Source organism: Porphyrobacter sp. TH134 (assembly GCF_002855495.1).
GTDB lineage: Bacteria > Pseudomonadota > Alphaproteobacteria > Sphingomonadales > Sphingomonadaceae > Erythrobacter.
In genome coordinates this window covers 16,637-42,375 of the sequence record NZ_PKRO01000017.1, presented here as the reverse complement: position 1 = coordinate 42,375, position 25,739 = coordinate 16,637, and the positions used below count along the sequence as shown (strand labels likewise).

At 63.1% G+C, this 25,739-nt stretch carries 18 protein-coding genes, 1 tRNA gene and 2 pseudogenes; 15 read left to right on the top strand and 6 right to left on the bottom strand.

The genetic code is table 11. From position 1 onward, the window contains the following. Positions 1–24: 24 nt before the first annotated feature. The 6 genes from C0V72_RS09150 to C0V72_RS09125 all read left to right on the top strand — a co-directional run bounded on the left by C0V72_RS09150 (position 25) and on the right by C0V72_RS09125 (position 6,097). On the top strand, positions 25–1,068 hold the full coding sequence (locus tag C0V72_RS09150; RefSeq protein ID WP_101793828.1) for a rod shape-determining protein: 1,044 nt from the start codon (positions 25–27) through the stop codon (positions 1,066–1,068). A 47-nt stretch (positions 1,069–1,115) separates the two neighbouring features. Continuing rightward, complete coding sequence (gene mreC, locus C0V72_RS09145; protein ID WP_101793827.1) at positions 1,116–2,066, top strand: rod shape-determining protein MreC; 951 nt, start codon at positions 1,116–1,118, stop codon at positions 2,064–2,066. Next, complete coding sequence (locus C0V72_RS09140; RefSeq protein ID WP_101793826.1) at positions 2,066–2,620, top strand: rod shape-determining protein MreD; 555 nt, start codon at positions 2,066–2,068, stop codon at positions 2,618–2,620. The genes mreC and C0V72_RS09140 overlap by 1 nt, the downstream gene beginning before the upstream one ends. Beyond that, on the top strand, positions 2,620–4,758 hold the full coding sequence (gene mrdA / locus C0V72_RS09135) for a penicillin-binding protein 2 (RefSeq protein WP_101793825.1): 2,139 nt from the start codon (positions 2,620–2,622) through the stop codon (positions 4,756–4,758). The genes C0V72_RS09140 and mrdA overlap by 1 nt, the downstream gene beginning before the upstream one ends. Next, positions 4,755–5,891, top strand: a complete 1,137-nt coding sequence (gene rodA / locus C0V72_RS09130) for a rod shape-determining protein RodA (protein ID WP_101793824.1) — start codon at positions 4,755–4,757, stop codon at positions 5,889–5,891. The genes mrdA and rodA overlap by 4 nt, the downstream gene beginning before the upstream one ends. 130 nt (positions 5,892–6,021) lie before the next feature. Continuing rightward, positions 6,022–6,097: transfer RNA gene (locus C0V72_RS09125), tRNA-Lys, on the top strand. 296 nt (positions 6,098–6,393) lie between these two features. On the opposite strand, the gene C0V72_RS09120 is transcribed toward C0V72_RS09125, so the two are convergent. After that, positions 6,394–7,005: a S24 family peptidase gene (locus tag C0V72_RS09120; protein WP_101793823.1), complete on the bottom strand. Its 612-nt coding sequence runs from the start codon at positions 7,003–7,005 to the stop codon at positions 6,394–6,396. A 120-nt stretch (positions 7,006–7,125) separates the two neighbouring features. On the opposite strand from C0V72_RS09120, the gene C0V72_RS09115 reads away from it, so the two are divergent. Beyond that, a complete protein-coding gene (locus C0V72_RS09115; protein WP_101793822.1) occupies positions 7,126–8,250 on the top strand; it encodes an IS110 family transposase in 1,125 nt (374 codons plus the stop codon). A 350-nt stretch (positions 8,251–8,600) separates the two neighbouring features. Here C0V72_RS09115 and C0V72_RS09110 read toward each other — a convergent pair. Beyond that, positions 8,601–9,691, bottom strand: a pseudogene (locus C0V72_RS09110) (IS256 family transposase); the annotation flags it as partial. A 363-nt stretch (positions 9,692–10,054) separates the two neighbouring features. On the opposite strand from C0V72_RS09110, the gene C0V72_RS09105 reads away from it, so the two are divergent. From C0V72_RS09105 to C0V72_RS09070, 8 genes are read left to right on the top strand one after another with little or no spacing between them, the layout of a single operon-like run. Continuing rightward, a complete protein-coding gene (locus C0V72_RS09105) occupies positions 10,055–11,017 on the top strand; it encodes a hypothetical protein (RefSeq protein ID WP_143704555.1) in 963 nt (320 codons plus the stop codon). Between the two features lie 12 nt (positions 11,018–11,029). Then, positions 11,030–12,811: a peptidoglycan recognition protein family protein gene (locus C0V72_RS09100; protein WP_101793820.1), complete on the top strand. Its 1,782-nt coding sequence runs from the start codon at positions 11,030–11,032 to the stop codon at positions 12,809–12,811. Then, the gene (locus tag C0V72_RS09095) at positions 12,808–15,525 is read left to right on the top strand and encodes a patatin-like phospholipase family protein (RefSeq protein ID WP_199797785.1); all 2,718 of its coding nucleotides are present in this window, start codon (positions 12,808–12,810) and stop codon (positions 15,523–15,525) included. The genes C0V72_RS09100 and C0V72_RS09095 overlap by 4 nt, the downstream gene beginning before the upstream one ends. After that, a complete protein-coding gene (locus C0V72_RS09090) occupies positions 15,431–16,567 on the top strand; it encodes a hypothetical protein (RefSeq protein WP_143704554.1) in 1,137 nt (378 codons plus the stop codon). Before C0V72_RS09095 ends, C0V72_RS09090 begins: the two co-directional genes overlap by 95 nt. A 9-nt stretch (positions 16,568–16,576) precedes the next feature. Further along, positions 16,577–19,525 (top strand): hypothetical protein, encoded by a 2,949-nt coding sequence (locus tag C0V72_RS09085; RefSeq protein WP_101793818.1) that lies wholly within the window; start codon positions 16,577–16,579, stop codon positions 19,523–19,525. A 34-nt stretch (positions 19,526–19,559) separates the two neighbouring features. Then, positions 19,560–20,678, top strand: a complete 1,119-nt coding sequence (locus C0V72_RS09080) for a hypothetical protein (protein ID WP_101793817.1) — start codon at positions 19,560–19,562, stop codon at positions 20,676–20,678. Positions 20,679–20,685: 7 nt separating this feature from the next. Then, positions 20,686–21,909, top strand: a complete 1,224-nt coding sequence (locus C0V72_RS09075; RefSeq protein WP_101793816.1) for a hypothetical protein — start codon at positions 20,686–20,688, stop codon at positions 21,907–21,909. Continuing rightward, positions 21,906–23,729: a pYEATS domain-containing protein gene (locus C0V72_RS09070; protein ID WP_101793815.1), complete on the top strand. Its 1,824-nt coding sequence runs from the start codon at positions 21,906–21,908 to the stop codon at positions 23,727–23,729. The genes C0V72_RS09075 and C0V72_RS09070 overlap by 4 nt, the downstream gene beginning before the upstream one ends. 29 nt (positions 23,730–23,758) lie before the next feature. Here C0V72_RS09070 and C0V72_RS16605 read toward each other — a convergent pair whose 3' ends face one another. The 4 genes and pseudogenes from C0V72_RS16605 to C0V72_RS09055 form a co-directional block, all read right to left on the bottom strand. After that, positions 23,759–24,127, bottom strand: coding sequence for a hypothetical protein (locus tag C0V72_RS16605; protein ID WP_233999868.1), 369 nt, complete (start codon positions 24,125–24,127; stop codon positions 23,759–23,761). Between the two features lie 20 nt (positions 24,128–24,147). Beyond that, a pseudogene (locus tag C0V72_RS16810) lies at positions 24,148–24,636 on the bottom strand (SDR family NAD(P)-dependent oxidoreductase); the annotation flags it as partial. Positions 24,637–24,711: 75 nt separating this feature from the next. Continuing rightward, positions 24,712–24,942, bottom strand: coding sequence for an AlpA family transcriptional regulator (locus C0V72_RS09060; protein WP_101793813.1), 231 nt, complete (start codon positions 24,940–24,942; stop codon positions 24,712–24,714). Positions 24,943–24,988: 46 nt separating this feature from the next. After that, positions 24,989–25,450: a transcriptional regulator gene (locus C0V72_RS09055; protein ID WP_101793812.1), complete on the bottom strand. Its 462-nt coding sequence runs from the start codon at positions 25,448–25,450 to the stop codon at positions 24,989–24,991. Between the last annotated feature and the right edge of the window lie 289 nt (positions 25,451–25,739).

Genomic DNA, 25,739 nt, shown 5'->3' with positions numbered 1-25,739 from the left:
GCCACCACTGGAACACCGCCACCCATGAGCTTCCTGTCCGACCTCTTCAAATTCCGTTCGCAGAATATGGCGATCGACCTCGGCACGGCCAATACGCTGGTTTATGTGCAGGATCAGGGGATCGTGCTGAACGAGCCATCAGTGGTCGCGATTGAGACGATCAACGGGATCCGCCGGGTCAAGGCGGTGGGCAATGATGCCAAGATGATGATGGGCAAAACCCCCGACAGCATCGAAGCGATCCGCCCCTTGCGCGACGGCGTGATCGCCGACATCGAAGTGGCCGAGCAGATGATCAAGCACTTCATCCAGAAGGTGCACGGCAAGAAGTCGATGTTCCGCTACCCGGAAATCGTGATCTGCGTGCCATCGGGCTCGACGTCGGTGGAACGCCGCGCGATCCGTGATGCGGCCTCGAACGCGGGTGCCAGCGACGTGCACCTGATCCTTGAGCCGATGGCCGCCGCGATCGGCGCGGACATGCCGGTGACCGAGCCGGTCGGCAGCATGGTCGTCGACATCGGCGGCGGCACCACCGAAGTCGCCGTTTTGTCCCTGCGCGGTCTCGCCTACACCACTTCGGTCCGCACCGGCGGCGACAAGATGGACGAAGCCATCGTCAGCTACGTGCGCCGCCACCACAACCTGCTGATCGGTGACGCGACCGCAGAGCGCATCAAGAAGGATTACGGCATCGCCATGATCCCGGAAGACGGCGTGGGCGAAACCATAACGCTCAAGGGCCGCGATCTTGTGAACGGCGTGCCCAAGGAAATCACCATCAACCAGGCGCATGTTGCCGAAGCCCTGAGCGAACCGATTGGCGCCATCGTCGAAGGCGTGCGCATCGCGCTGGAAAACACCGCGCCGGAACTGGCTGCGGATATTGTTGACCAGGGTATAGTGCTCACCGGCGGCGGTGCCTTGATCCGGCGGCTCGATGAACATCTGCGCGAAGAAACCGGCCTTCCGGTCTCGGTCGCGGAAGATCCGCTGCTTTGCGTCGCCATCGGCACAGGCCGGGCGATGGAAGATCCGATCTATCGCGGCGTGCTGATGACCGCGTGACGCCAGCCACGGTGAGCCGGGCCGCACGGCAGAAGGGATTGTAAGCCATGGCGCCTCCCTCGTCGCGTCGCTCGGGTTTTTCCAAGAAAGCGCAGTATTCGCTGTTCACCGGCTATCTTCTGGCCGGCGGGGCAGCGGTTGTTGGAGCAGGCCTGCTGGCCGTGTCGCTGCTTCAGCCTGCGGCCTTTGCCCCGTTGCGCGGGGTCGCCAGTGATGTGGTCGCTCCTGTGGGGACGGGAACCGCAGTGGTTCGCACCGAAAGCCAGGGCTTGTTTGCGGGCATCGCGGGCTACTTTTACGCCGGACAGCAAAATGCCGCCTTGCGCCGCGAAATGGAAATCGCCCGCATCCGCCTTGCCGAAGCTGACGCGGTCAGGGCCGAGAACCTGCGCCTGAAGGGCTTGCTTGGACTGCGGGAGGGCGAGGCAAATCCTGTTGCCGTTGCCCGCCTCGTTGGCTCCACCGCCACCAGCAGCCGCCGGCTTGGCTTCATCAACGCTGGCGCAAACAACGGCGTGCAGCCGGGGATGCCGGTCTTGTCGGAACGCGGGGTGATCGGGCGGGTGCTTGAGACGGGGCGCAATTCAGCCCGCGTGCTCTTGCTGACCGACAGCGAAAGCGTGCTGCCCGTGCGCCGCGCCAAGGACAATATCATCGCCTTTGCCGAAGGGCGCGGTGATGGCTTGCTTCGCATCCGGCTGGTCAATCTTGGCGTCAATCCGCTCAAGGTTGGCGATATGATGGTCACCAGCGGTGCCGGGGGATATTACCGGCCCGGCGTTGCGGTTGCAGTGATTGCCAAGATTACACCGGACGGCGGTATTGCCCGCCTCGTGGCGGAACCGGCGGCAACCAATTTCGTCGCGGTTGAACCGGTGCATCAGCCTGCTGCCATTGCCGAGCTTGCCGACCCCGAAACGCAAGACCCGGCTCCCGTTGCGACAGCCTCCGGGGCGGCGTCCCCCGGTGCGGCAGCGTCGGCCGCGGTGGCGGAATAATGGAACGGCTCGACCCGCGGGCACGCTCGGACCTTTACGGGCTCCGGATTAACCGCGCGCCCTACCCGTGGCGCGTGCGCAGCGTGCCCTATGTGTCGATCATGCTCGGCTCGTTGTTGCCGGTGTTGCTGATCGCCGATCTCATGCCGCTGGTTCCGCCGCTGGGATTTATCATGCTGCTGGGCTGGCGCATGGTGCGCCCCGGCCTCCTGCCGCTGTGGGCCGGTGCACCGCTGGGTGCGTTCGATGATCTGGTGAGCGGCCAACCCTTCGGCAGCGCGATCCTGCTCTGGTCGCTGGCGATGATCGGGCTGGAAATTATTGAAACGCGCTTTCCCTGGCGCGGGTTCTGGCAGGATTGGTTTACGGCCAGCGTCCTGGCGCTGCTCTATTGGTTCGCCGCCCTTCTGGTGTCCGGGGCGAAAGCTTCGCCCGAGATGATGCTGGTTGCCGTGCCGCAGGCCTTGCTGTCCCTGCTGCTCTATCCGATAACAGCCCGCATGGTTGCTAGCCTTGACCGGTTCCGGCTCGCGCGGGCGCGGAAAATCGATTGATGAAGATCCCGTTCCTGCATGACAGGCCGGATCGTCCGACGCGGATGATCAGCGCTTCGATACTGCGCAGCACCTTTGATCGCCGCGCTGTCGTGATCGGCGCTGTCCAGGGGGGCATCGGCGTGCTGCTCGCCTTGCGGCTTGGCTATCTCGCCATCGCCCAGAACGAAAAGTACCGGCTGGAATCCGAAAGCAACCGGGTGAACCTGACGCTGGTGCCGCCGCGGCGGGGCTGGATCCTTGATCGCAACGGCGCTCCGCTGGCTTCAAACCGCGCCGATTTCCGTGTCGATCTTATTCCCGAGCGGCTCCAGAATGCCGATGCGACGATTGATCGGCTGGGCGAATTGCTGGCGCTTGAACCGGCCCGGATCGCTGACATCAAGGACAAGGTCGAGACCGCTCGCGGATTTCAGCCGGTCGAAGTGGCGACCGGCCTGCGGTATGAACAATTTGCCGCGCTCAGTGTGCGCTTGCCCGATCTGCCCGGCGTGGTGCCGCAGCGCGGGTTTTCGCGGTATTACCCCACCGCGTCCAGCGTGGGCCACCTGATCGGCTATGTCGGCCCGGCTTCGGCCGAGGAATACGAAAAAGACCCCAACCCGCTGCTCATCACGCCCGGCTACAAGATCGGCAAGGACGGGCTGGAAAAGCAGTTCGAAAAAGAACTGCGCGGCGTGCCCGGCGCGCGGCGTGTTGAGGTGACGGCCGGCGGCCGGATCGTGCGCGATCTGGAGACCCGCGAGGATGTTCAGGGGGCGCCCATCCGCCTCACCATCGATGGCCCGCTTCAGGACTATGCCGCGCGCCGCATCGGGCTGGAAAGCGGCTCGGTGGTCGTGATGGATTGCCGGTCGGGCGACCTCTTGTGCATGGCCTCCATGCCAAGCTTCGATCCCAATTCCTTCTCCGACGGGATCGGCGGGGTCGAATATGGAATGCTGCGCGATGACGAGCGGGTGCCGCTGCGCAACAAGGTGCTCAAAGGGCTCTATCCGCCCGGTTCGACCGTGAAGCCGATGGTGTCGATGGCCCTGATGCAGGCCGGGGTCGATCCCAACGAAACCGTGTTTTGCGGCGGGGGTCTTCAGGTTGGCAACCGGCGGTTTGGCTGCTGGAACCGGCGCGGGCATGGCTCGGTCGATATGGCCAAGGGCATCTACCAAAGCTGCGATGTCTATTTTTACGCGATGGCCCAGCGGGTCGGGATGGACCCGATTGCGGCCATGGCGCGGCGCTGCGGGATGGGGCAGGAATTCCCGCTGCCCGTCACCAGCCAGTTCTTCGGCACGGTGCCCGATGCGGCATGGAAGATGAAGAAATGGGGGCGCGAGTGGCAGGCTTTCGACACCGTCAATGCCACCATCGGCCAGGGCTACATGCTCTCCAGCCCTTTGCAGCTGGCCGTGATGGCCTCGCGCCTGGCCACCGGGCGGCACGTCATGCCGCGCCTCACGCTCGATACCAAACCCAAGGGCTTTGAAACGATCGATTTCCCCGCCGAGCAGGTGGAATATGTCCGCAAGGCGATGAGCGATGTGGTCAATGGCCCGGGCACAGCGGGCCGCGCGCGGCTGCCGATCGATGGCACGCTGATGGCCGGCAAGACCGGCACGGCGCAGGTTGTCTCGCTCAGCATTTCAAACGGCAAGTCCGGTCCGTGGAAGTACCGCGACCACGGCTTGTTCATCTTCTTCGCCCCGTATGACAATCCGCGCTACGCTGGCGCTGTCGTGATCGAGCATGGCGGCGGGTCGGGCGCGGCCTATCCCATCGCCCGCGATGTGATGACCTTCATGTTCGATCCGGCCAAGGGATTGGAGGCGCTTGCCGCCTTGGAAGCGGGATGGGGCGGCACAGCGCAACAGCGGCTTGAGGCGCGCTATGCGGCCTATGCTGCCGAGCGCGGTGCAACTGTGAGCCGTCCGCCGCGCCGCGATGAGGAAATCTTCGACCGGGTCGAAGCCGAAGCCCGCCGTGCCGCCACGCAGACGGATGCAATCGCCAATGAAGTGATTGCGCCGCGGCCTGAAGCCAATCCGTCTGGTACGCCGCCGCGGGCAGCCGCGACAGCTCAGCCTGCCGCGCCTGCGACGCCCGCAGTTTCCGCAATCGCGCCGGTGGAGGTCAGCGAATGAACACCCTTACCGCCCGCAGCGGGATCGTGCCCGAACCGATTGCCCGCCAGCCATGGGAAATGCTGATCCCGCTGGTGCTGCTGACATGCTTTGGCGGGATGGTGCTTTATTCAGCCGGCGGCGGAGCAATGGATCCGTTTGCACGGTCGCATTTTATCCGGTTTGCCGTGTTCGCCGTGATGACCGGGATCATCGCGTCCCTCCCGCGTGAGGCGGTGCGGGTGTTGACCTATCCGGGCTATGTTGTTGTCCTGCTGATGCTGCTGGGGGTGGAGATCGTCGGCCAGGTGGGCGGCGGCAGCCAGCGCTGGCTGGAAGCCGGACCGATCCGCATCCAGCCTTCGGAAATCATGAAGCCTGCCGTGGTGCTGGCGATGGCGCGGTTCTACGAGACCTTGCCGGCCGGCATGATCGGCTCGTGGCGATCCGTGGTGCCTTCGGGCATGCTGATCATGCTGCCCATCGGTCTGGTGCTGATGCAGCCCGATCTGGGCACATCGGTCGCCATTGCGTTTGGCGGGGTGGTGGTGATGTTTCTGGCAGGCCTGCCCTTGTGGTGGTTTCTGCTGGCGGGCGGCGCCGGAATTGCCGCCATGCCGCTGATCTACTTTTTCGCGCTGCACGATTATCAGCGCGCACGGGTGACGACCTTCCTTGATCCGGAAAACGACCCGCTGGGTGCAGGCTATCATATCGCCCAGTCCAAGATCGCAATCGGATCGGGCGGGATTTTCGGCAAGGGCTTCAACAACGGCACCCAAAGCCACCTCAACTATCTGCCCGAACCGCACACCGATTTCGTCTTTGCCACCATGGCCGAGGAATGGGGTCTGATGGGCGGATTGTTTGTGCTGACGATGTACGCGCTGATCTTGCGCTGGGGTTGGAAGGTGGCGAGCGAATCGCAGGACCGCTTCTGCGCCCTGCTGGCCGCCGGGGCGACCGCGACGATCTTTTTCTACATCGCCATCAACCTGTTGATGGTCATGGGCATGGCACCGGCCAAGGGCATCCCCCTGCCCTGGATGAGCCATGGCGGGTCATCGATGATGACGAATATGATCTGCATCGGCCTGCTGATGATGGTCAACCGCTGGAACCAGGCCGCACCGCGCCGCGGTTTGACCGTCTGAAAGCCAATTCGTGCGATTAGGTGCTTGCCATCGAAGCGAGACGCGCTAAATGCAGCGCCTCACGCGAATCGGCCCTCGGCTTCAGCCTACCGTTTCGCAGTCCGACACCCCCCACGGGGACTGACGGAATGGACGCATAGCTCAGTTGGTAGAGCAGCTGACTCTTAATCAGCGGGTCCTAGGTTCGAGCCCTAGTGCGTCCACCACATTTCCCTTACTTTTCAATCAGATACTAAGCTCGTCGGATCGGGCGATTGAGAGCATTTTTGTGCTAGGTAGCTCTCTAGGTAGCAGCGCGCTAATTCGGCACTGCGGCTGCTCAGCCTCCGCACATCAGCGTTCACGGTGAAAGATTCATGGCCTGCGCTTTGTCCGACTGCGTTTGAGCGAGTCGTCGTTTCACCTCCCAGTCAGCGCGACTGCTACCCATCTTGCTCCGCACCAGCATCGCACGCTGGGATGGCCACTTAGAGCCTCAGGCAGCGCGGTGTCATAATGACAGCTAGGCCACCCGAGCTCCGATCCAGATCACGCGGCCGACAATATCGACGCCCTTGCGCTGGATGCCCTGCCAGCTCGGATATGCAGGGTGGTCGGTTAGAACGGTGAGACGGCTCTTCGTTGGGTCGATCGCTATTCGCCTTACGAAGATTTCAGAAGACCCACGGATGGCGTAAAGGCCTTCACGCACCCTCTCCTGGAAGCGAACTCGGCTAATCATAACCTCGTCGCCATTGCAGAGGGTCGGCTCCATCGCCTCACCAACAATTGGCAAGATTGCGACACTGGCGGGCTGATCACACAGCCGACCGAGCCAGGCCGCATCAACCAGCCGCCATTGTGAGCGTGAATCGTTACCCGTCCCGTTCAGCAAGGGGACTTTGACTATCGAACGCTGCCCGACTGTCGGCCCCTCCTTTCCACCGAGCATCTCTACGGGCACGTCAAAATGCAATGCCAGCAGCGCTATATCGCTTTGGTCAAGGCGGGCTGGAGAACCTCGTTTAATGAACTGCTGGATGTATGCCGAGTTTCTTCCGAGGAGGCGCGAAATCGATGCGTAGGTCTCTCCTCGCTCGCTGATTAGGCCATCCAACGCCTCCCGCGGCTCCATCCTATCATCTCCTTCGATTTCCTACCTCTCTATCACATACCGGAGGAAAAATCCTAGTCGGACAGACCTTACAAGGTCAGTAGGGCAAGCGAATGAGGCAAACGCCGCACGGGAGCAAAAATGCCACGGCATCAGCACTATTGGGTCGGCCTCGACGCCGGCCACCTGGAGACTGCGGTCTGCCTCGTCGATGCCGAAGGCCACGCATTCTTCGAGGCAATAACTGAAACCCGTGCCGCTCCGATAAGAGATATCCTTCGGCGGTTCGGCGTTGAGCCCGTCCAGTCTGTTACGATCGAAGCCGGTGTCGGCACTCAAATGGTACGGGATCTCCGTTCGTTCGGGTTTCCCGTTCAAGTCGTCGACGTTCGCAAATCAAGCAAATTCCTGGCGATCCGACGTCAAAAGACTGATGCGAATGATGCCAAAGGTCTCGCTGAGCTTGGCCGACTGGCGCAGTCCTTCGGTCCCCATGTTTTCATCAAATCGGTGGAGCACCAGGACATCCGGATAATGATCAACATCCGCCGAACCCTGCTAAAGCATCGAGCCAAGACGGATGCGCTGCTCCAATCCATATTCAGATTGCACGGTGCCAGTATCAAGCTCCTGAATGGGCGAGGATCGCTCGCAGCTGAAGTCGCGAACCGACTCAGGCTTTTGAGCACCAACGGCGTGACGATCCGCGTCGATTTGGATCCCCTGGTCAAGATGGGAGAAGATCTGCGCTCTCATATCTGGGATATGGATCGAAAGATGCGCACAATGGCCGCCAGCATCCCGGTTTGCGCCAGATTTCAGACGATTCCTGGCGTTGGGACAATTACAGCGCTGTCATTTTACAGCGCCGTCGGAGACCCGTACCGCTTTAGAAGCAATCGAGATGTCGGGCCTTATCTCGGCCTAACGCCCAATCTGTATCAATCCGGCGCCACCGCGCGCCGCGGCCGGATCAGCCGTTACGGAAACAAGCTGACCAGGTCGCACCTAATCACGGCAGCCACCGTGCTGCTTCGCACAATCAAAACCGAAAGTTCATTGCGTACTTGGGGCCTCCGGCTGGCAACAAAGATCGGATTTCTCAAGGCTCGCGTTGCCGTCGCAAGGAAGCTCGCTGTGATCATGATGGCAATGTGGAAGACGGGCGCCTCGTTTGATCCAGACAAATCAAAACCGCGGTTCCTCCAGCCGGAGGAGGCAGGCTTGGACCCCGTACAGATTTCTGGGACCAAGATCCCGTTGTAGGTAATTGGGCCAAGCCTGCCGTCTGATCCCGCGTCCGGCGGCCCTTTAGCAGGTCGAGCCACGGTGCGCCCTGCTAGGCCGCAATCGCACGATCCTCTTCGAACGAATAGGCACGAGGCATTGCGACGGCGTGCCCGTCGAAGTTTCGCGTTATCTCGACAGCACAGGGCTTGTACCGAACCATCCCCTTAAGCTCTGTAATTTATGATTAAATAATGGACCTTAAGAACAATTCTCCCACACTTTCTCCCACATAATAGGCTCTCTTCGATTGACATTTGTTCGATCGTATTCTGCGGGATGGTGTAGCTGGGGGTCGGCCCGCTCATTTCGGCGTCAGTATGAGCCGATTATGCGCCTGGCACTGCCGACAGCATGGTGATGGGAACGTCGCTGAGCAGAGGCATGGTTTCAAGTGTCATGTAGCGGGCGCGCTGGACTGCCCATTCGTCTGACTGCTCCATGAGGATGGCGCTGACAAGGCGGGTTATCGCGGCCTCGTTCGGGATGATGCGGACGACCTCGGTTCGGCGCTTGATCTCGCCGTTAAGCCGCTCAATGGGATTCGTGCTGTGGAGCTTGGCGCGGTGCTCCCTGCGGAACGTCATGTAGGCCAGCACGTCGGGCTCGGCATCGTCCATCAGGGTCGCCAGTTTGGGCAGCTTGGGCCGCACCTGATCGGCCACGCTCCGCCGCTGCTGGCTTGCGCCTTCAGGCTGCTCCTGCGCGAACGCGGTTGCAAAAAAGGCGGAGACGGCGCGCCTGCCGCTCTTGGCGGCGTGGGCTAGGGCGATGCGCATGAAATGAACGCGGCAGCGCTGCCAAGTGACGCACGGCAGCTTGGAGGCAGCAGCCTTGATGCCCTCATGGGCATCGGAGATTACCAGCTTCACGCCGCACAGGCCCCGGCGCGTCAGCTTGCGCAACAAGGCTGTCTAGAATGGTTCTGCCTCGGAGGGGCCGATGTCCATACCGAGGACTTCGCGGCGGCAATCACTGTTCACGCCCGCCGCGACGATCACCGCGACCGAGACAATCTGCCCGTTCTGGCGCACCTTCACGTAAGTGGCGTCGATCCACAGATAGGGCCAGTCGCCCTCGATCTGGCGAACGAAGAAGGTATGGGCGCGCTCATTGAGCTCCTCGCACGGCCGGCTGGCCTGGCTTTTGGAGATCCCGTCCATGCTGAGCACTTTGACCAGATCGTCAACCGAACGTGTCGATATCCCCTGGATTTAGGCATCCTGGATCACCGCGGCCAGCGCCCGCTCCGCCATCCGCCGAGGCTCGAGGAAGCCACGGAAGTAACTGCCCTTGCGCAGCTTGGGGATGCGAAGCTCGACCGTCCCGCGCGGGTCTGTCAGTCGCGCTAGCGATGGCCGTTGCGCTGGATAAACTGGGCCGGCGACTTCTCGCCGTAGCCAGCACTGGTCAGGTTGCCCCCAATCGCCGAGCCGGCGATCCGATCCTGCCCGCCCTGCCGCACCTGCGGCGATCCGCACAAGATCGAACCTCGGCTGTTCCGGCACCGATCGGACCGTAAGCCAGGCAGTGATCGCTAAGAAATTGCCTCGAACCTACCGATCCTGACGAGTCTACATTCGGACCGGCGCACGGTTTTTGCTTTGAGCAGAAATGTATTCGTGATGAAATAATTCGCGAATCGAGGGCGGAGGGGAGAATGTCTGAATTCTGCGTGGCAGACATAGTCGTGGGCAAACACGATTCGAACAATCGCGAAGTGCTCGATGTCTATGCGCGCCAGTTCGACCGCTATGCCGTCTATCAGACGGACCGCCGCGTTGTGATCGCCTATTCCGACGATCCGCTTGTCCAGAAGATCCAGCGCAGGCGGCTTGCCGGCCTGGCCCTGCAACGCGCCGAGATCGACGGGCTGCTCGATCCTTGGCGGATCAGGCCTGCGGGCTACAGCCGACTCTACCAGACTGCGCGGCAGTTCGACATGCGCGTGGCATCCGCACTTATCGAGGCGCTCGAGGGAGAAACCGATGCCGCCCGCGCCATCCTCGATCAGGTCAAGGCGGAAATCCGGGGCGAAATGGGCTCGCGGGCCCGTCTGGCCTATGTCATCTGGTCGATGGTATCGGCGATCGCGGTGCTAGCCCTGTGCACGGCGGTCTTCCTGATCGCGAACCATCTGCTTGGCAATTCCCTGATCGATGCCGCCGACCGCCAGCTTCTGTTTGCCGGCATGGCGACAGGAATTCTGGGCGCGCTCTATTCGATCGCGATGCGCATCGAACGGCGCAATCTCAGCAACGACATGCGGCGACTGGACAGTTTCACCGATTCCTTCGTGCGCCTTGGCCTTGGCGCCATGGGGGCCTTCGTCCTGGTCTGTTTCCTCAACAGCGGCGCGATCGAAATCAATTTCGGCGCGGATATCAGGCCGCCGGCTGGAGGCGGAGGGAAGAACTTCATCTACCTGGTGCTCATTTCCGGCTTCCTCGCCGGCTTTGTCGAACGTTTGGTTCCCGACCTGCTCAATTCCTATTCGATCGCGCCCCACAAGGAGCCCCCGCCACCCACCGGACCTGCCCGTCCGCCGGCTGAGACCGCGAGTGCCGCCTCAGCGGGTGCCGCTGCGAATCAAGGTGCGCGCGAACCCATCAGCGAAGACGAAGTGACCAACCCGCCTTCGGAAGAGGAGGATATCGATGGCTGCGACGCGCACCTCGACGATGCCACACAACTGACCGCCGACGAAGACCTGCCGCCCAGTTCGGGCGGTGTGGCCAGTAACTGAGGGAGACGGGCAATGGTCTATTCGCTGACCTGGTTTCCCGACGTTTTCGAGCGCGCCAACCTGAAATATTCCGAATGTACCGACTGGCGCAATCGCGGCCGCGGAGAAATGGGCCTGGTGCGGGGCGTGATGATCCACCACACGGCCGGCGCGCGCAAATACAACATGCCATCGCTCGATTTGCTGATGAAGGGCCGTAGCGATCTCAGCGGACCTCTGGCCCAGCTCGGCCTGGGACGCGACGGCACGTTCTATATCATCGCCGCCGGAAGGGCCAACCACGCCGGCGAGGGCAAGTGGCGCGGGATAACTTCGGGAAACAGCAGCTTCATCGGCATCGAGGTCGAAAACGCGGGCACGGAAGACGATCCCTATCCCGACGTCCAGATGGAAGCCCTGCGGCGCGGCGTAGCGGCGATCCTCAAGCATGTCGGCGCGGAAGCCTCGATGGTTTGCGGGCACAAGGAATATGCGCCCAATCGCAAGATCGATCCGCTGTGGGACATGGCCAAGTTCCGCGAGCACGTCGCCGCCCTTCTGGGGGCCGCCGTGCCGCCTGCCATCCCCATCCCGGCGATCGACGCAATCCTTCGCCCCACCCTGCGGCGCGGTGCGCGCGGTCCATTCGTCAGCCAGTTGCAGGCCTTGCTGGGAATCGCACAACCGACCGGCAATTTCGGCCCTGTGACCGAAGCGAGGCTGCGGGAATACCAGCGCGGGCGCGGCCTTGTGCCCGATGGCATCGTCGGACCGAAGACCTGGGCGCTGCTCGATCCGGCACGTCGTGGCACTGCGCCGCCATCGACTGCCCCGGCAGTAAGCCCAAGCAATGCCGCACTGTCCGATGTCAGCGCGCCAGCCGCCGTGCCTACCACCATGGCTGCCGTTGTCGCTACCCTTGCAACTATCCCGATGGCCGACGATGCGCAGCACCCCGTGACGGCCGACCAGCGCCAGGCCTATGGCCCGGATGGCAAGCGGTTCGCATCGCGGGCAAAACTGGGTTTCTACACCAACGGCAGCACTGGCGCCGACACCTTCATTGCCTCCCACCCGGAGGCGGGTGAGGGGCTTTCGCCCTCGGCACTGCGCGCCGTGGTGGCGGTCATGGGCAACGAGGGCAAACTCGAAGCCGTCAATTCCTATGACAATTCCTTCCTTTCCTTCGGCATCATGCAGTGGACGGCCGGGCAGAGGGGCGACAAAGGCGAACTGGGCGCATTCCTCAATCGGCTGCAGACTATGGATGCGGCGACCTTTTCGGCCCTGTTCGGGCGCTACGGGCTTGGCGCATCCGCAGCAACGGGGGCCATGTACGGCACGCTTTCGCTCGACGGGAAGGCCTTGCTCACCGCGTCGCAGAAGGCGGTTCTGCGCAGCCCCGAATGGGCATACCGCTTCTGGCGCGCCGGCCACGATCCGGTCGTCCGGCATTGCCAGATCGTGCATGCCGGCAGCCGCTTCGCCTTCTTTTCCGGAGCCGTGATCCAGGGGCGGCCCGTCAGCGAATGGCAGACCAGCGAGCTGGGAATGGCCATGCTGCTCGACCAGCATGTCAACCGTCCCGCCCATGTTCCCGGAACGCTCGACGCGGCGCTGGCGGCGCTGCTTGGAGCGGGTGCCCTACCTGCCGATCCGGCGCAATGGACCGATGCCGACGAGGACCGCCTCATCGACAAGTACGTTGCCCTTCGCGCAGGCACCAGCATGACCAATTCGACCAAACGGGCCGAGCACCTGTTCGACTTGGCCCACGCCGGGAAGCTATCGACGGTCAGGGGATCGTTCAAGTGACCGGCCCGGCCCGCCTCCCGGCCAATCGGCACGACAAGGCCCTGGCCGGAGCGATGGCGGTCGAGGAAGAGTTCATCAAGGCGCGCCGCGGCAAGAACGGCAACAGAGGAGACGGCAGGCGGATCGGGCTGGCACTTTCGGGAGGGGGCATCCGCAGCGCCACCTTCAGCCTCGGCATTCTCCAGGCGCTGAGCAGCCTCGGGCTAGTCTCCCGTTTCGACTATCTGTCGACTGTATCGGGAGGCAGCTATATCGGCAGCTTCTTCGGCGCGCTCTATGTGCCGCCGGAAAAGCGCGGTGGAACTGCGCTGTCGGATGGCGACAGGGCGGAATTCGTCGAACGGCCGCTCCAGTCGCCGCGAGGCCGGGTGGCTGTCGCCAACCTGCGCGAATTCGGGCGCTATCTCACGCCCGGCGGGGCGAGCGACACGATGTACGGGATCGCCACGATCGGGCGCAACTGGGTCATGCTGCAATGCGTGCTCGGGCTCCTGCCGCTGTTCCTGTTCCTTTCGATTCGCCTGCTGCAGGCACCGGAACTGCTCCGCCAGCCGGTGCAGGTCGCCGAGAACCTGTTGGGGACGACCGGCTTCCATGATTTTCTCGCGATACTTTCGCGTCAGCAGTTTTCGGGTCTGTTCATGCTGCTGACGCTGGCATCCGGCCTGCTCGTTCTGGCGGCGGGATTTGCCTATTGGTACAGCCGCCGGGAATCAGTGCCCGAAGACCCCTTCGCCCGCGTGATAACCAATTGGCCCATTATCGCCGCCATCGTCGCCACGGGTCTTGCCGTCCAGTCGCTTGGCGCCACCAGCCCGTCCGACCTTGCAGCCAAGCTGCTGAGCTTCGCCTGCATCGTATCCGACGATGCGGATTCGTGCTCGAACCATGCGCCATTCGGCACGCTGATCGTCATCTTCCTGCTCGGATGGTCGATCCTTTTCTACCTGCTTGCTCTCCTCAATGCCCGCAGCGAACGGGCGATACGCAAGGTCGGGGCAAGGGTGGAAGAGGAAAACATCCGGGGAAAGCTGACCCGCACCCAGGCGAACATGCTGCTGCTAACACTTGCCCTTGGTGCCGCCACCCTGATCGATTATCTCGGCGGGCAGCTTGCCGTGTCAGCGCTGACATTCAACGATCACTACAAGATCGTCGCCGATGCCTGGTCGCAGTCCAGAACCTTTCACGGCCTGCGCCAGTTCTGGCATTACTTCTGGCCCTTCGTCGCTCTCGCGGCCCCGGTCTCGCTGACCTTCTGGGCCCATGGCGCCCTGCGACGCGGAACGGGTCCGGGCTGGCTGGCCAGGCCTGCTGGCCAGGGCGCAATGGGCTTGTCGATCCTGTTTTTCTGGCTGGTGATCTGGGCTGGGATCGCGCGCGCGCTGGGCGAAACGGAAAAGGCGGGAACCATCCTGCTCGCCTCTTGGCTGCTCACCCTCATCGCAATCATCATCGTCGCGATGAGCTACGGATTTCTCAACCAGTCTTCGCTGGTGTCGCTCTATTCGGGCCGGCTCAAGCGCGCCTATGTGGGTGCCTCAAACCCGGTGCCAGGCGACCGCGGTTTCGACATCGGCCGCGAGGGCGATGCGATCGACATGCCGGACTACTATGGCCTGCCGACAAGGCCTTCGCTTTCGCTACACCGCCCGGTCCACCTCATCAACCTGACGATTGCCCAGACCCAGCCCGACGGCAATTCGCGCGTGGTGGCCTATGACCGCAAGGGCAAGCCGATGCAGGTATCCCCGGCCGGACTGATCTTCGAGTCGGGCGGCGCGGGCCAGTCGGGACTCATGGCCCATGCCGATGCGGAGGAATTGAGCCTTTCGACCTGGACGGCGATTTCAGGCGCGGCGGCATCGACCGCGATCGGCGGAATGACTTCGCTCGGTCTGTCGATTCTGGCGATGATGACTAACGTGCGGCTGGGCTACTGGTGGAAATCGAACAGGCGCCCCTGGTACCTGCCGCGCGCGCTGGTGGATACGGTCCACGGCTATCTGGCCAGTGAACTGCAATCGAACTTCGCCACGGACCATGACCGGCAGCGCTGGTATCTAACCGATGGCGGACACTTTGAGAATACTGGTGCTTATGCCCTGATCCAGCGCCGGCTCGATCTGATCGTGGTCTGCGACAATGGAGCCGATCCCGATTACCGCCTCGACGACGTCATGCGCCTGGTCGAGCGCGCAAGAACCGACCTCGGGGCCCAGGTCGGCTTTCTCGACGCCACGGGCCTCGATGCCATGCTGGGTGCGGAAAATCCGGTCCGCCGCCTCTTCGGCGCCTATGAAGAACTGGCATCGCCACCCCCCGCGGAAGAGGCGGAACGCAAGGGCAAGGCCATGCCCTATGCCGCGCTCGCCCGCATCCGTTACGATATCGACCTTGCCCGCCCCGCCGGAGAGGCAGAGCCGGACGGGCCGCACGAAGGCTTACTCATCCTGATCAAGCCGCGCCTCAATTTCGCCGAACCGCCCGAACTTCTTGCCTATCGCAAGCGCGAAGGTGGCAAGGATTTTCCGCAGCAGAGCACGCTCGACCAGTTCTTCGACGAAGAGCAGTGGGAAGCCTATCGCCGCTTCGGCGAGATTGTGGGCGAAGGGCTGTTTGCCGACGTTCTGGGCAAATGGACGCCGCATAGCGCACTTCATCCGCAGGATTTGCATGGCCGCAGGGCAAGCCAGGGAAAAGCCGATGCCTGATCCAGCTTCTACGGGACAAACCGGTTCCCGCTTCGGCGTGGTCGGCATGGTAACCCTGATCGGGTCGGCCTTCATCGGTTTCAATACGCTGGTCACCAGTTGCGCTGCCGAAAATGTCGCAAGCAATGCGGCGCGGCTTCATGCCATCGAAGAGGAAGAACGCTTCTGGACAGATGCGATGCGCGATCTTGCCGACCTGACGAAGGACAAGGAAGTGCCCGGCAGCAACTACGAGGTGCGTTGCGCCTTTCTTGCCAGCAGGACCGCTCCCTTCATCGCCGAGTTCACCGACAGGAATGCCGAGCTGGAACGGCAGGGCGCAGACCCCCGGATCGGCGACGGACCCGACGATCGGAACATCACCGATGAAACGCGCGAACTGGAGCGCCGGGTGCGGATGCTGCGCGATGAATTTGTGAGGTCGATAGGGAGCGATGCGGTCACGCCTGACTGCAACGAAGCGTACGAGGCAGCGCTCGACAGAGCACAGACCGATCGGGCAGCCAAGGCTCGCGCCAATGTGGGCCTGCCGGACCGCCAGCCGGACGATGTGGCCAGCCAGCCCAGAGCACCCCTGCCCCCTCGCGAACCGTTGTTCGCGCTTTCCGGGCTGAGCAGGAAAGGCTGGGATATCGACGTATTCTGGTGCGAGAATGCGGCGGAAGAACCAACCAATGCTAATTTCGCCAGTGCCTACGACTTCGGCACGAAGCTGGCGGAACTCGCCAATGACGGCAAGCAGCTCGAACATGCCGGCAAGGCCTACGAAATCGGTCGGGTCCGCGTGCGCAGGCTGGCCGCCACGCTCTGGCAGAACCAGTCCGAATATTCAGGCGTCAACGGCACGAATGTCGTTCGCTTCGGCCCCGCAGAAGATGGTGAGGCCGATCTGGCCAGGGCCCTTTCCGGGAAGACGTTCGGCTCGATGCTGGTGCCCCAGGAGGCGCCCGGGACCAGAACGCCATGGTACCTCTCGGCCTTTTTCTGTTCGGCCAATATAGGCAGCGCGGTTGCGCCCGACGAATCTGCCGCAGCGCTCTAGGAGATTTCGATGACAAGGCTGCCCCAGTGGATTTCGTTCGATGGCGCGCTTGGTGACATTGCTTCGGTTATCCCGGAGATCGAATCATGGGCGGAGCTTGCCACGCACTGGCGCGACATTGGCGAGGCGATCTGGAAGCTGGGCAAGCAGGCCCCAGTCGACAGCCCCCTGCGCCTCGCGCAATATGTGACCGAACATGCAGGCGATGCCGAAGTCGTCGAAATCTTCGAAAAGCTGAAGCTGACGGACCTGCATGACCGGCTGGCCACGATCGGCGCGAAGCTGTCCGATCCCGCCAGCACCTGGCACAAGCTCTTGGCGCCGGTATCGGAATTTACCGAAGGCGATCCGGGCAAGCCGGAGGATGCGGGCTTCGGCTTCGACGCATCCGGCGAGGACGGCGAACTGACCCTTGAAATTCCGCGGCTCGCGCCATCGGCCGCAGCTGCGTTTGGTCCTGCTTCGCTGACTTTCGACCTTGGCCTCAAGGCAGGGATCGAGTGCGAGGCCGGCTCTCCCTGGCCATTCCGCAGCGACGACGTTTCCGGAGCACTGCTACGGATCGGCGGCGAAGGCATGGTGACGACAAGGGCCGGAATTTCCCTCCCCTTCGGACAGATCGGCAACGGCACGGCCCATGCGGGTGCCAGTTGCGAAGCGGCGATCGGCTTCTACTTCCGTCCGGATGCGCCATCCGACCCTTATGCCCGGGTCCTGGCGAAGGCCGTGGGCGGACTGCCGAATCCGCTCGATCTCGATTCGCTCAGCCATGCCATGGCGCTCTCCGGGCTCGTAGGCATCGCCCTTGGCTGCCGCGGATCGGCGGAAGGCGGCCTCGGCATCGCCCTTGGCAAGCAGTTCGAGATCGCCAAGTTCGCTTCGGGCACGCTAGGCGCGACAGCCGATGTCTCGTTCAGGCGCAATGGCCAGTGGATCGTCTCCTTGCGCAAGACTGCGGCGGGAATGCGCTTCGTTCTCAGCCGCGATGACCAAAGCGAACACAACTGGTCGGCCGGCGTGGGCATCAAGCTCGATGCGGCGCCGCTGGCGCGCAAGGTCCATGACCTGCTAATCGAAGGAAAGGATTTCGTCGGCCCGGCGCTCGAGAAGATCAAGCCCTTCCTCAGCCCCGGCACCTACCTGGCGAACGAGGCCAAGGCCCTGCTCAGGACAACGGCCGCCTCGATCATCGGCCAGGAAGACTTGCGCGATGCCCTGGTCAAGGATTTGTCGCTGGCGCTGGCCGAAGGCGCGTCGGGCTCCAGCGCGCTGACAGACCTGGTGATGGACAGGCTGGCCACCCATGCCGCTGCCACCGCCAAGGGCCTGCTGGCCGATGCCGGAGACTGGGCGCAAGCGCTGATCGAAAGCCTGACGCGCGAAGTGCCGAGCTTTGCCGGCGATGCACTGTCGGACAAGCTGCTGGCCCTGATCGAACCGATGCTGGCAGGTGCGCAATCCGCTCTGAAAGAAACGGTCGACAGTCTGGCTTCCGATACGGGCCTGTCGGCCAGGCTTGCCAAGGAACTTTCGGCAATCGGCACTTCGGTTAAGGCAGCCGAACGCGATGCCGACAAACTGCTGCAAGGCGTGCGCGAGGCCATCGGGAAACTCCAGAAGCTCGCCGACGATGTGATCGCCGCAACCGAGGACAGCGCGAAGAGCAAGCTCGAGGCGCGCTTCGGCTGGAACGGGGCCGGTCAGGAAGGCCGAAGGGTCGAGCTGGCAGGAACCATTGCGCAATCGACGCCGGAAACGGCAGAGCTCTGGCGTGCTCTGGTGACAGGGCGGCTCAAGCCCTTCCAGAAGATTCTGGCGGATCCCTCGCTCGCACCGGCCGGCATCACCCTGTCGGCCGATTCCAGCCTGTCACGCTTCGTCTCGCGCGAGCGCGGCTTTGCGGCCGAACTGGTGATCTTCGGCATCGACCTCTCTTTCGCCTCGATCGTCAAGGGCAAGGCCAGCGTGACCATCAACGGCTCGGGCGATATCGCCGTGACGGCCGAGGGCAGCGCGCTTCGCAGGATGGAAGGCTTTGACGAAGGCCGCTCGGCCACTTTCGTCAGCACCTGGGATCTCCTGATGACCAAGGCGGAAAGAGCTGACGGCCGGACACGCGCCATGACCGTGGAAGTGGGCCTCGATCACACCGACAGGAATCTCAAGGCGCGCGAGGTGGAAGGCATGTTGTCGGGCCTGTCCGAACAGGGCCTGATCGAGCCTTCACGCGTGAACGAGGCCCTCAAGGTCTATCAGGGCTGGCGCGCCGAAGACGCGGCCAAGGGCAAGATCAGGGGCCGGATCGGGATCAAGTTGCTATTGCCCGCCTCGGCAGTCGAAAACATGGTCGCCGCCGGGCGCGACCTCGTCAGGCGAAGCCAGGCGGCGCAACTTGCCCTGTTCGAAAGGGCCGTGAACAGCCAGATCGCTGCCGGCGTGGCTTCGCCCAAGCAGTTCGACCGCGATATCGACACTGCGCGCGACCACTTCAAGATTTCGGTGAAAACCGACGACCCTGCCGCCTATATGCTCGCCCTGTGGAATTCGGATGTCCCCCTGCTTCCTGGCCAGGGCGCAGGCCCCCGGATGCCCGCACTCGCACAGGTAATCCCCCGGGCCGGCGCGTTCGTGAACATGCTGACAACAATGGCGGAGATCTACGACGCCGTGCCATCGACAGGCGGGGCACTGCCTGGTGCATGGCAGGAAGACGACTATGCCCGGGCCGAAAAGAAGCTGGCCTCGTCCGCGCGCAAATGGCTCAGGCTCAATGCCGATTTCGTGCTCTGGTTCAAATCCGACCTGCATCCCGCGCTGGTGGCATTCTATCGCCTGCTTGCCGAAATGAGCCTTGCCAATCCGGTTGAGCAACCGGCACAAATGGAAGGCTATGCGGCAAGTCGCCTGTTCAAGATCACCATGGCACACGGCAAGGATGAGCAAGTCACGGTTGTCTAGCGCCGCCTGACGAAATTGAAGCGAGGGGAAATGCATGGTCCAGCTTGTCTGCGTTCACGGCGTCGCGACGCGCCCGGGGGATGACCTGACGAGGGCGGTCGAAAACCGCGACGCCCTGTTCGCCCGGATCGTCTTTCCGGGAATCGAACACAGGGTCTGGTCTCCTGTCTGGGGCGATCTGGTCCCTAGGGTCGATCCCGGCGTGTTCGATACCGACCGCAGCGCGCAGAGCTTGTCGCTCGGCACTGGCGGGGATGATCCCGGAGCGGGTCTGGGGAGTGGCGAGGGAAATCAGTCGGGGCCGGATCTTGCGGCGATTGCGGCGCAGGCGCCCAGCGTCGCCGTCGATGCGGTGATGGCCGAACTGGTCGACCGGGCCGATGCCGAAGGGCGCGCACTCGACGAGGGAGAGCTTTCCGCCTTCGAACGTGCCGCCACAGCCATCGCTTCGGGCGATGCCGGAAAGCTGCTGGAGAATGCCGCGAGCGACGACGAGATCGCATTCAACCTTGCAGTCGACTCCGGCTCGTACGGCATCGGCAACACCATTGGCGCGGCGGTCGCAGCGGTCACTGGTCGCGCGCGAAACGCCGTTTCGACCGTGGCCTTCGGAGCGGTGCGTGACAGCCTCAGCCCGGCGATCGCCTTCTTCCTTGGCGATGTCTTCGCCTATCTCAAGGATGGCGGCCTGCGCGCCCGGATTCGCGCGCGCGTGCTTGCCGACATCGCAGCAGCCCACGCCGCCCGCAAATCCGGCGAACCGCTCGTGCTGGTCGGTCACAGCCTTGGCGGGGTGATCCTTGTGGACATGCTTTGCGATCCGGGTGGCGCCGGCTTGCCGCAGGACCTGGCGGTCGATGCGCTGTTCACTGTGGGATCCCAGGCCGGGCTGTTCCAATCGGTGGGCGTGCTAGAAAGTGGCGTGAATCCGCCTGCCAAGGTCGCGCGGCCGGAAAAGGTCGCGCGCTGGTTCAACGTGTTCGATCCGATCGATCCGCTCGCCTTCCGCGCCGACGCATCCTTCACCGGGGTCGAGGACATTATGTTCGATTCGATCACTGGGCTGGCTTCGGCGCACACGACCTATTTCAAGCGGCCTCAGTTCTATGCCCGCTTCGGCAAGCGCCTTCGCCAGGCGGTCGTGATCGCATAGCCCAGCCATGGCCAGGATCTTCGAACGCGCAATAGACGGCCCGGCGACACACGCCTTTCTGGTTGGCGTGGGCGACTATCCCTTTGCCAAGCCGGGCAAGGGAAAGCTCCCCGAACTGCGCGCGGTTCGCGATCTGCCGAGCGCGGCCGACGGCGCGCGACTGATGTGCGACTGGCTGATCGAGAACAGGGATCGGCTTGCCGCGCCACTTGCCTCGATCGAACTGCTCGTCTCCGACCCGCCCGCCACGCAGAACCGTTATCAGGCCCGGAGCGACGAACTGAAGGCCGCCACCATCGAGAGGGCGACCGGACCGACGCTCATCGCCGGTGGGCAGCGCTGGATCGAGGCCCTGAAGTCGGGCAGCGGGCATACCGCGCTGTTCTATGGCTGCGGCCATGGCGCTTCGCTGGCAAAGCAGCCCGTACTCTTCCTGTCCGACCTCAACGAACGCGACGAACCCGAAGCCTGGTCGCATTTCCATGTCGGCAAGACCGGACTGGCGCTTCGCCAGATGGCCGAACTGAGGGCGGCCTTCATGTTCGTCGATGCCTGCGGCGAATTCGTCAGGAATTTCCAGCTCGCCGACGTGCAGGATCACCGCTTCGTCAGCCCTAGGCTTCCCCGCGAAAGCGATCGGGACAAGGTGTGGCTGGTTAGCGCAGCCTCGTCAGGCCTTCTCGCCTACGACGCGGCGCAGGCGCTGGCACCCGATCTACAGGTGGATTTCGAAGGCGACTACGCGAAGGGCGGAGTGCGGATCGGCCGCTTCACCCAGACCTTGCTCAAGGGCCTGGATGGCGCATCCGCGCGCTGGCTGAAGAACCGCTGGACGGTGGACAACCGCAACCTGTCGGTGATCGAGCTCAAGAAGCTCCAGCGCCACTACTTCCCCGAATGGAAGGACCGGACGTTCGAACCTTCGGACGGACTGACGGCCAACGATCAATATGCTCTCGTCCATCCCGAATCCCCCGCCCTTCCCGTGCAGATACAGGTCAATCCCGAGCAGGCCGCGACCAGCTTCGATCTGCGCATCTGCCTTACGGGCGACGGCGCCCCGCCCTGGGTTCGCGATCGGGGAGCGCGCATGGAGGGTGCCTGGCTGACCGAGGTCGCTGGCGACACCCAGCGGCCCTATTTCATCGTCGCCAGCGACGGCATTTCGCCCCATTCGACATTCTTCAAGGCCGACCAGCCGCAGTGGGATCAGTGGATTAACGTATCATGAAGACCAGCCTCGAATTCGAAGCTCCTGGCGATCTCTCGATCGGACGGGTGAAGATCACCGGTGCGGGCCGCGAAGTGGCCGACTGGGTGGCGACTCCCGACGACCGTACCTTCAGGCGCGATTCGCTCGCTCCCGGTTTCTATACAGCTGAGATCACGCCGCTCGGCCTGGCACCGCAATCGCTGGTTTTCGAAGTGCGACGCGGCGAGGCCAACACCATTGTCGCACCGCACTTTTCGGCTCTCGCCGTCAACGGTGGCGGTGCCACCTTCATCGGCATCAAGGACCGCGAGGCGGCGGTCGGTGCGCTCTATGGCAAGGCCATGGGGATGAAGGTCGACTTCGTTCCCGACGAGGCCGTTACCCCGGTCGAGTTCGCATGCACCGCCGAAGGGGCTGTGCCCGACGCGCCGGGTGAAAGACGCATCGCCATCGGGCTTTCGCAGGAAACGGGAGGCACACGGGAATCGTGGAAGCCCTTTGCCGGCACTGCCAGCTATGAACTGGCGGGCGGCAGACTGAGCTTTCGGGTCGAACCGAGGCCGGGATGGTCGCCCGCTTCCGCCGAGCGCGTGCGCCTGTCGATGGCAATCGAAGACCTGCGGGTCGAACGTCTCCTTCTGCCGATGTATCGCGGCGGCGTGCAGATTTCGGTAACGCCTTCGGTGCTGTCGGCCAACGACGTGGAAATCGAGGTCATGCCAGCCGATCCGCGCCTGCGCGCTCTGGTGCGGGCGCTCGTGGCGGGAACGCCCGAGGAAGCCGAGGCCGTCCGGAAACTGGTGCTGGAAACCGGCAAGGTTGATGCCGCCCGGGAAGCGGAACCTGCCGACCCTTGGGCCGAGATCCTGACCGCGCTTCTGTTCATCCGCTTTCCCGACATTTTCGGCAGCCTGACGCAGGACATGGCCGACCGGCTGCTGGAAACGGCACCCTGGGCCTATGACAGCCATGTGATCAAGGCGCGCCAGATGCTGTATGGATCGGCGCAGGATGACGAGCTCGAAACAGCAGGAGCGGTCCTGCAACTGCTTGCCCGGGCCCAAGCATGGAATTCTCCCTATTTCACCTATTCGAACCAGCTCTTTTCGGAACTGATCGAGGCGTTGACATCCTTTGCCGAGGCCGGCGAGCCATCGCTGCGCAAGCAGGCGGACCAGATTCGCAGCCGCTGGCTTCGCGATGGACCGCTGCAATCGTCGGCAGGTGCGTCGTTCTCGTGGTTCCGCCGCGATCAGGACCGGCTCAAGGAGGGAATGCTTGCTCCCGATCGCAGTTCCAAGGGCCAGCTTGCGGCCCGTTCAACCACCAATCTGTTCAGCGGCCGCATCGCCGGTGGGCAGATTTCGTTCGGAGCAGGAGATTCCCCTGGCCCCAGAGAGCCGAAGTCCGCTGGCCAGGAGCCCGAATCCCTCATCGATGCCGCCATCGCACCCGAAGCCTGTCCCGCGCTGAAACGCAATCCCGGCCCCGAGAACGATCCCAACAAGGGGCGATTTGGCGAAAACGACAGAGCGCAGGGATTCGCCCTGCGTGCATCGTTCAAGGAAGTGGGCGATGGCGAATGGGTTTCGATCGCCATGACGGTCGAAGCCGGTCGCGGTGTCGAACTCGGGTCGGGCGATTGCGCGTGGTTCTGCCTCCACCCGACCTTCCAGCCGCAATGGGTCAAGGTGCTGTTCAGGGGCAATGCCGCCACGCTCGTCCTGCAGGCATGGGGCGGATTCACGCTTGGCGTGTGGTTGCCCGAACATCGCGTCGAGCTTGAACTCGACCTCTCGCAGGTGCCCGGCGCGCCGAAGGCGATCGTCGAGCGCTAATCGCGGGGCAGATCTGGCCCGAGTGGCCGCTACACGTCGGCCAGGACGATCGCGAATTCCTGCTGCACCCCGCGCGGTGCGCGGAAGCCGGGAGGTGCCTCGTCGATTGCGGCAATGTTCGGCGACATGTCTTCGGGCGTGACGGGAAGACCATCGGCGCGACGCCAGCCCTTGTTCACACCGAAAAGAAGCCGGGCACCCCTTGCGCCCACCGACGAATAGGCCGCCCCGTTGCTCGTGCAGGCCGAACTGGCAAGCCAGACGGCAAGGCCGGCGGCATATTCCGGTTCCATGTAGCGGGCGAGGCATTCGGCGAGCGGATTGGCGGCGCGGACATAGCGGTGCCGCCGACAAAGTCCGCCATCTTGCTCACCGCGGTAGGCAGCAGCGCGTTGCACGCGATGCCGTGCGGCTCTCCTTCAAGGGCAAGAACGTTGGACAGGCCGACGACGCCGGACTTGGCGGCGGCATAGGATGCCATCTGCCGGTTGCCGAAAACGCCGGCGGCAGATGCGGTAAGCAAGATCCGGCCGTGACCCTGCACCTTCATGTGCGGCCAGACCGCGCTGGCAATGTTGAAACTTCCGACAAGATGGGTTTCGATCACCGCCGCAAAATCGGCAGGCTCCATCTCTTCGAACGGACCGAAGCGCATGGTGCCGGCGCTGTTGACAAGCGCATCGACCCTGCCGAACCGCTCAAGCGCGGCCTCGACAATCCGCCGGACGCCTTCGCTGGTGGCAACGCTGTCGTGATTGGCGCAGGCCTTGCCGCCATCCTTGCGGATTTGCTCGGCGACCCGGTCAGCCGCGCTCGTGTCGCTGCCCTCGCCCGGAACCGAGCAGCCAAGGTCGTTGTGTGTTGCAAAATGTCCGTTTTGACCGGGGCTGTCAGTAGCATCCGTCAATACCCTGCGTTCAACGGATAAGTAGTGAGGGACGGGCTTTGGGTCGCAATCCGCGCTTCCCGCAATGAATAAAAATCAGCTTGATACGATCTCGTGCATCCAGTCGTCGATTTCCGCTTCGACCCACACGACACATTTCGGCCCTAGCGATCGCGACCGTGGGAACCGCCCCTCGCTCATACGTTGATATATGGCGGAGCGGCGCAGCCCGACCCGCGCGATGACCTCCGGAAGGCGGAGAAACCGGGCGGGCACAGCTGCGGCAAGCTGAGGGGTATTCGATGTGTCCTGATTAGAAAGCGACATTGCTGATCTCATTCGCTTGGGTTCGGTCCCCTCCGAACTTTGGGATTTACCGCGACAGCGCCATCGCGATGTCGCGGCCCACAAAATCATCGATGTGCTTGGCTAGCATCCGCGCCACGAACTGTGAGGTGCCGTTGGCCCACCGCGGCCGGAGATCCTCGATCCGTCGCCCGAGGGTCCGCTGAAGATGGACTGGAAGGCTAGTGAAAAACTCTTCGAGAAATTCGCCCATCTCGCCATGCATCCACTCGCAGGCGAGGTCTTCCTGCCCGGCAAGAGCAAGGATCATGGTCGCGCGAGGGTGCGCTCCACAGGCGGCGAGCACAAGTGCCGCTTCGTCGAGCCCGATAGGCCGCTCGCCGCGCGCAACGCGAAGCAGGGTCTCGCGGTGCATTCCGCATTCACTAGCAATCCTATGGCGGGGTTTGCCGCCGACATCGATCGCATGAGCGAGCACGCGTGCCAGGCTTTCATTGGCCGGTCTGGCGGCGGCGGTTGGATGGTGCATGGTTGTCTCCTAGGTTCTGCACTGGTGCGACTCGCAGGCATAACGCGAAGCATCCCATGTAGGAAAACGAAAAGAACATAAACGGAACATCTCGTTTAGAGGCGAATCAGTTCCTCTATCCGATTCGTCGCCAAATACCGGCTGCCGTGACGGCTTTTACCGACACAAAAAGACCGAATTTACGTCATTATCGTCGAATTCAAGCGCTGGACTGGAAAAGATGCGTCCGCATCCTTCCACCTCCAGGCGGTATTGCCGATGAACACTTTCCTACGACCATTTCCTAGAT

What these genes read in the sequence shown, in the direction of transcription:
- C0V72_RS09140 (WP_101793826.1), top strand. Translation starts at nt 2,066, where the DNA reads ATGGAACGGCTCGACCCGCGGGCACGCTCGGACCTTTACGGGCTCCGG.
- C0V72_RS09060 (WP_101793813.1), bottom strand. Translation starts at nt 24,942, where the DNA reads ATGTCGCTTTCTAATCAGGACACATCGAATACCCCTCAGCTTGCCGCA.
- mreC (WP_101793827.1), top strand. Translation starts at nt 1,116, where the DNA reads ATGGCGCCTCCCTCGTCGCGTCGCTCGGGTTTTTCCAAGAAAGCGCAG.
- C0V72_RS09075 (WP_101793816.1), top strand. Translation starts at nt 20,686, where the DNA reads ATGGCCAGGATCTTCGAACGCGCAATAGACGGCCCGGCGACACACGCC.
- C0V72_RS09055 (WP_101793812.1), bottom strand. Translation starts at nt 25,450, where the DNA reads ATGCACCATCCAACCGCCGCCGCCAGACCGGCCAATGAAAGCCTGGCA.
- C0V72_RS09085 (WP_101793818.1), top strand. Translation starts at nt 16,577, where the DNA reads ATGACAAGGCTGCCCCAGTGGATTTCGTTCGATGGCGCGCTTGGTGAC.
- C0V72_RS09080 (WP_101793817.1), top strand. Translation starts at nt 19,560, where the DNA reads ATGGTCCAGCTTGTCTGCGTTCACGGCGTCGCGACGCGCCCGGGGGAT.
- C0V72_RS09100 (WP_101793820.1), top strand. Translation starts at nt 11,030, where the DNA reads ATGGTCTATTCGCTGACCTGGTTTCCCGACGTTTTCGAGCGCGCCAAC.
- C0V72_RS09070 (WP_101793815.1), top strand. Translation starts at nt 21,906, where the DNA reads ATGAAGACCAGCCTCGAATTCGAAGCTCCTGGCGATCTCTCGATCGGA.
- C0V72_RS09150 (WP_101793828.1), top strand. Translation starts at nt 25, where the DNA reads ATGAGCTTCCTGTCCGACCTCTTCAAATTCCGTTCGCAGAATATGGCG.
- C0V72_RS09120 (WP_101793823.1), bottom strand. Translation starts at nt 7,005, where the DNA reads ATGGAGCCGCGGGAGGCGTTGGATGGCCTAATCAGCGAGCGAGGAGAG.
- mrdA (WP_101793825.1), top strand. Translation starts at nt 2,620, where the DNA reads ATGAAGATCCCGTTCCTGCATGACAGGCCGGATCGTCCGACGCGGATG.
- rodA (WP_101793824.1), top strand. Translation starts at nt 4,755, where the DNA reads ATGAACACCCTTACCGCCCGCAGCGGGATCGTGCCCGAACCGATTGCC.
- C0V72_RS09115 (WP_101793822.1), top strand. Translation starts at nt 7,126, where the DNA reads ATGCCACGGCATCAGCACTATTGGGTCGGCCTCGACGCCGGCCACCTG.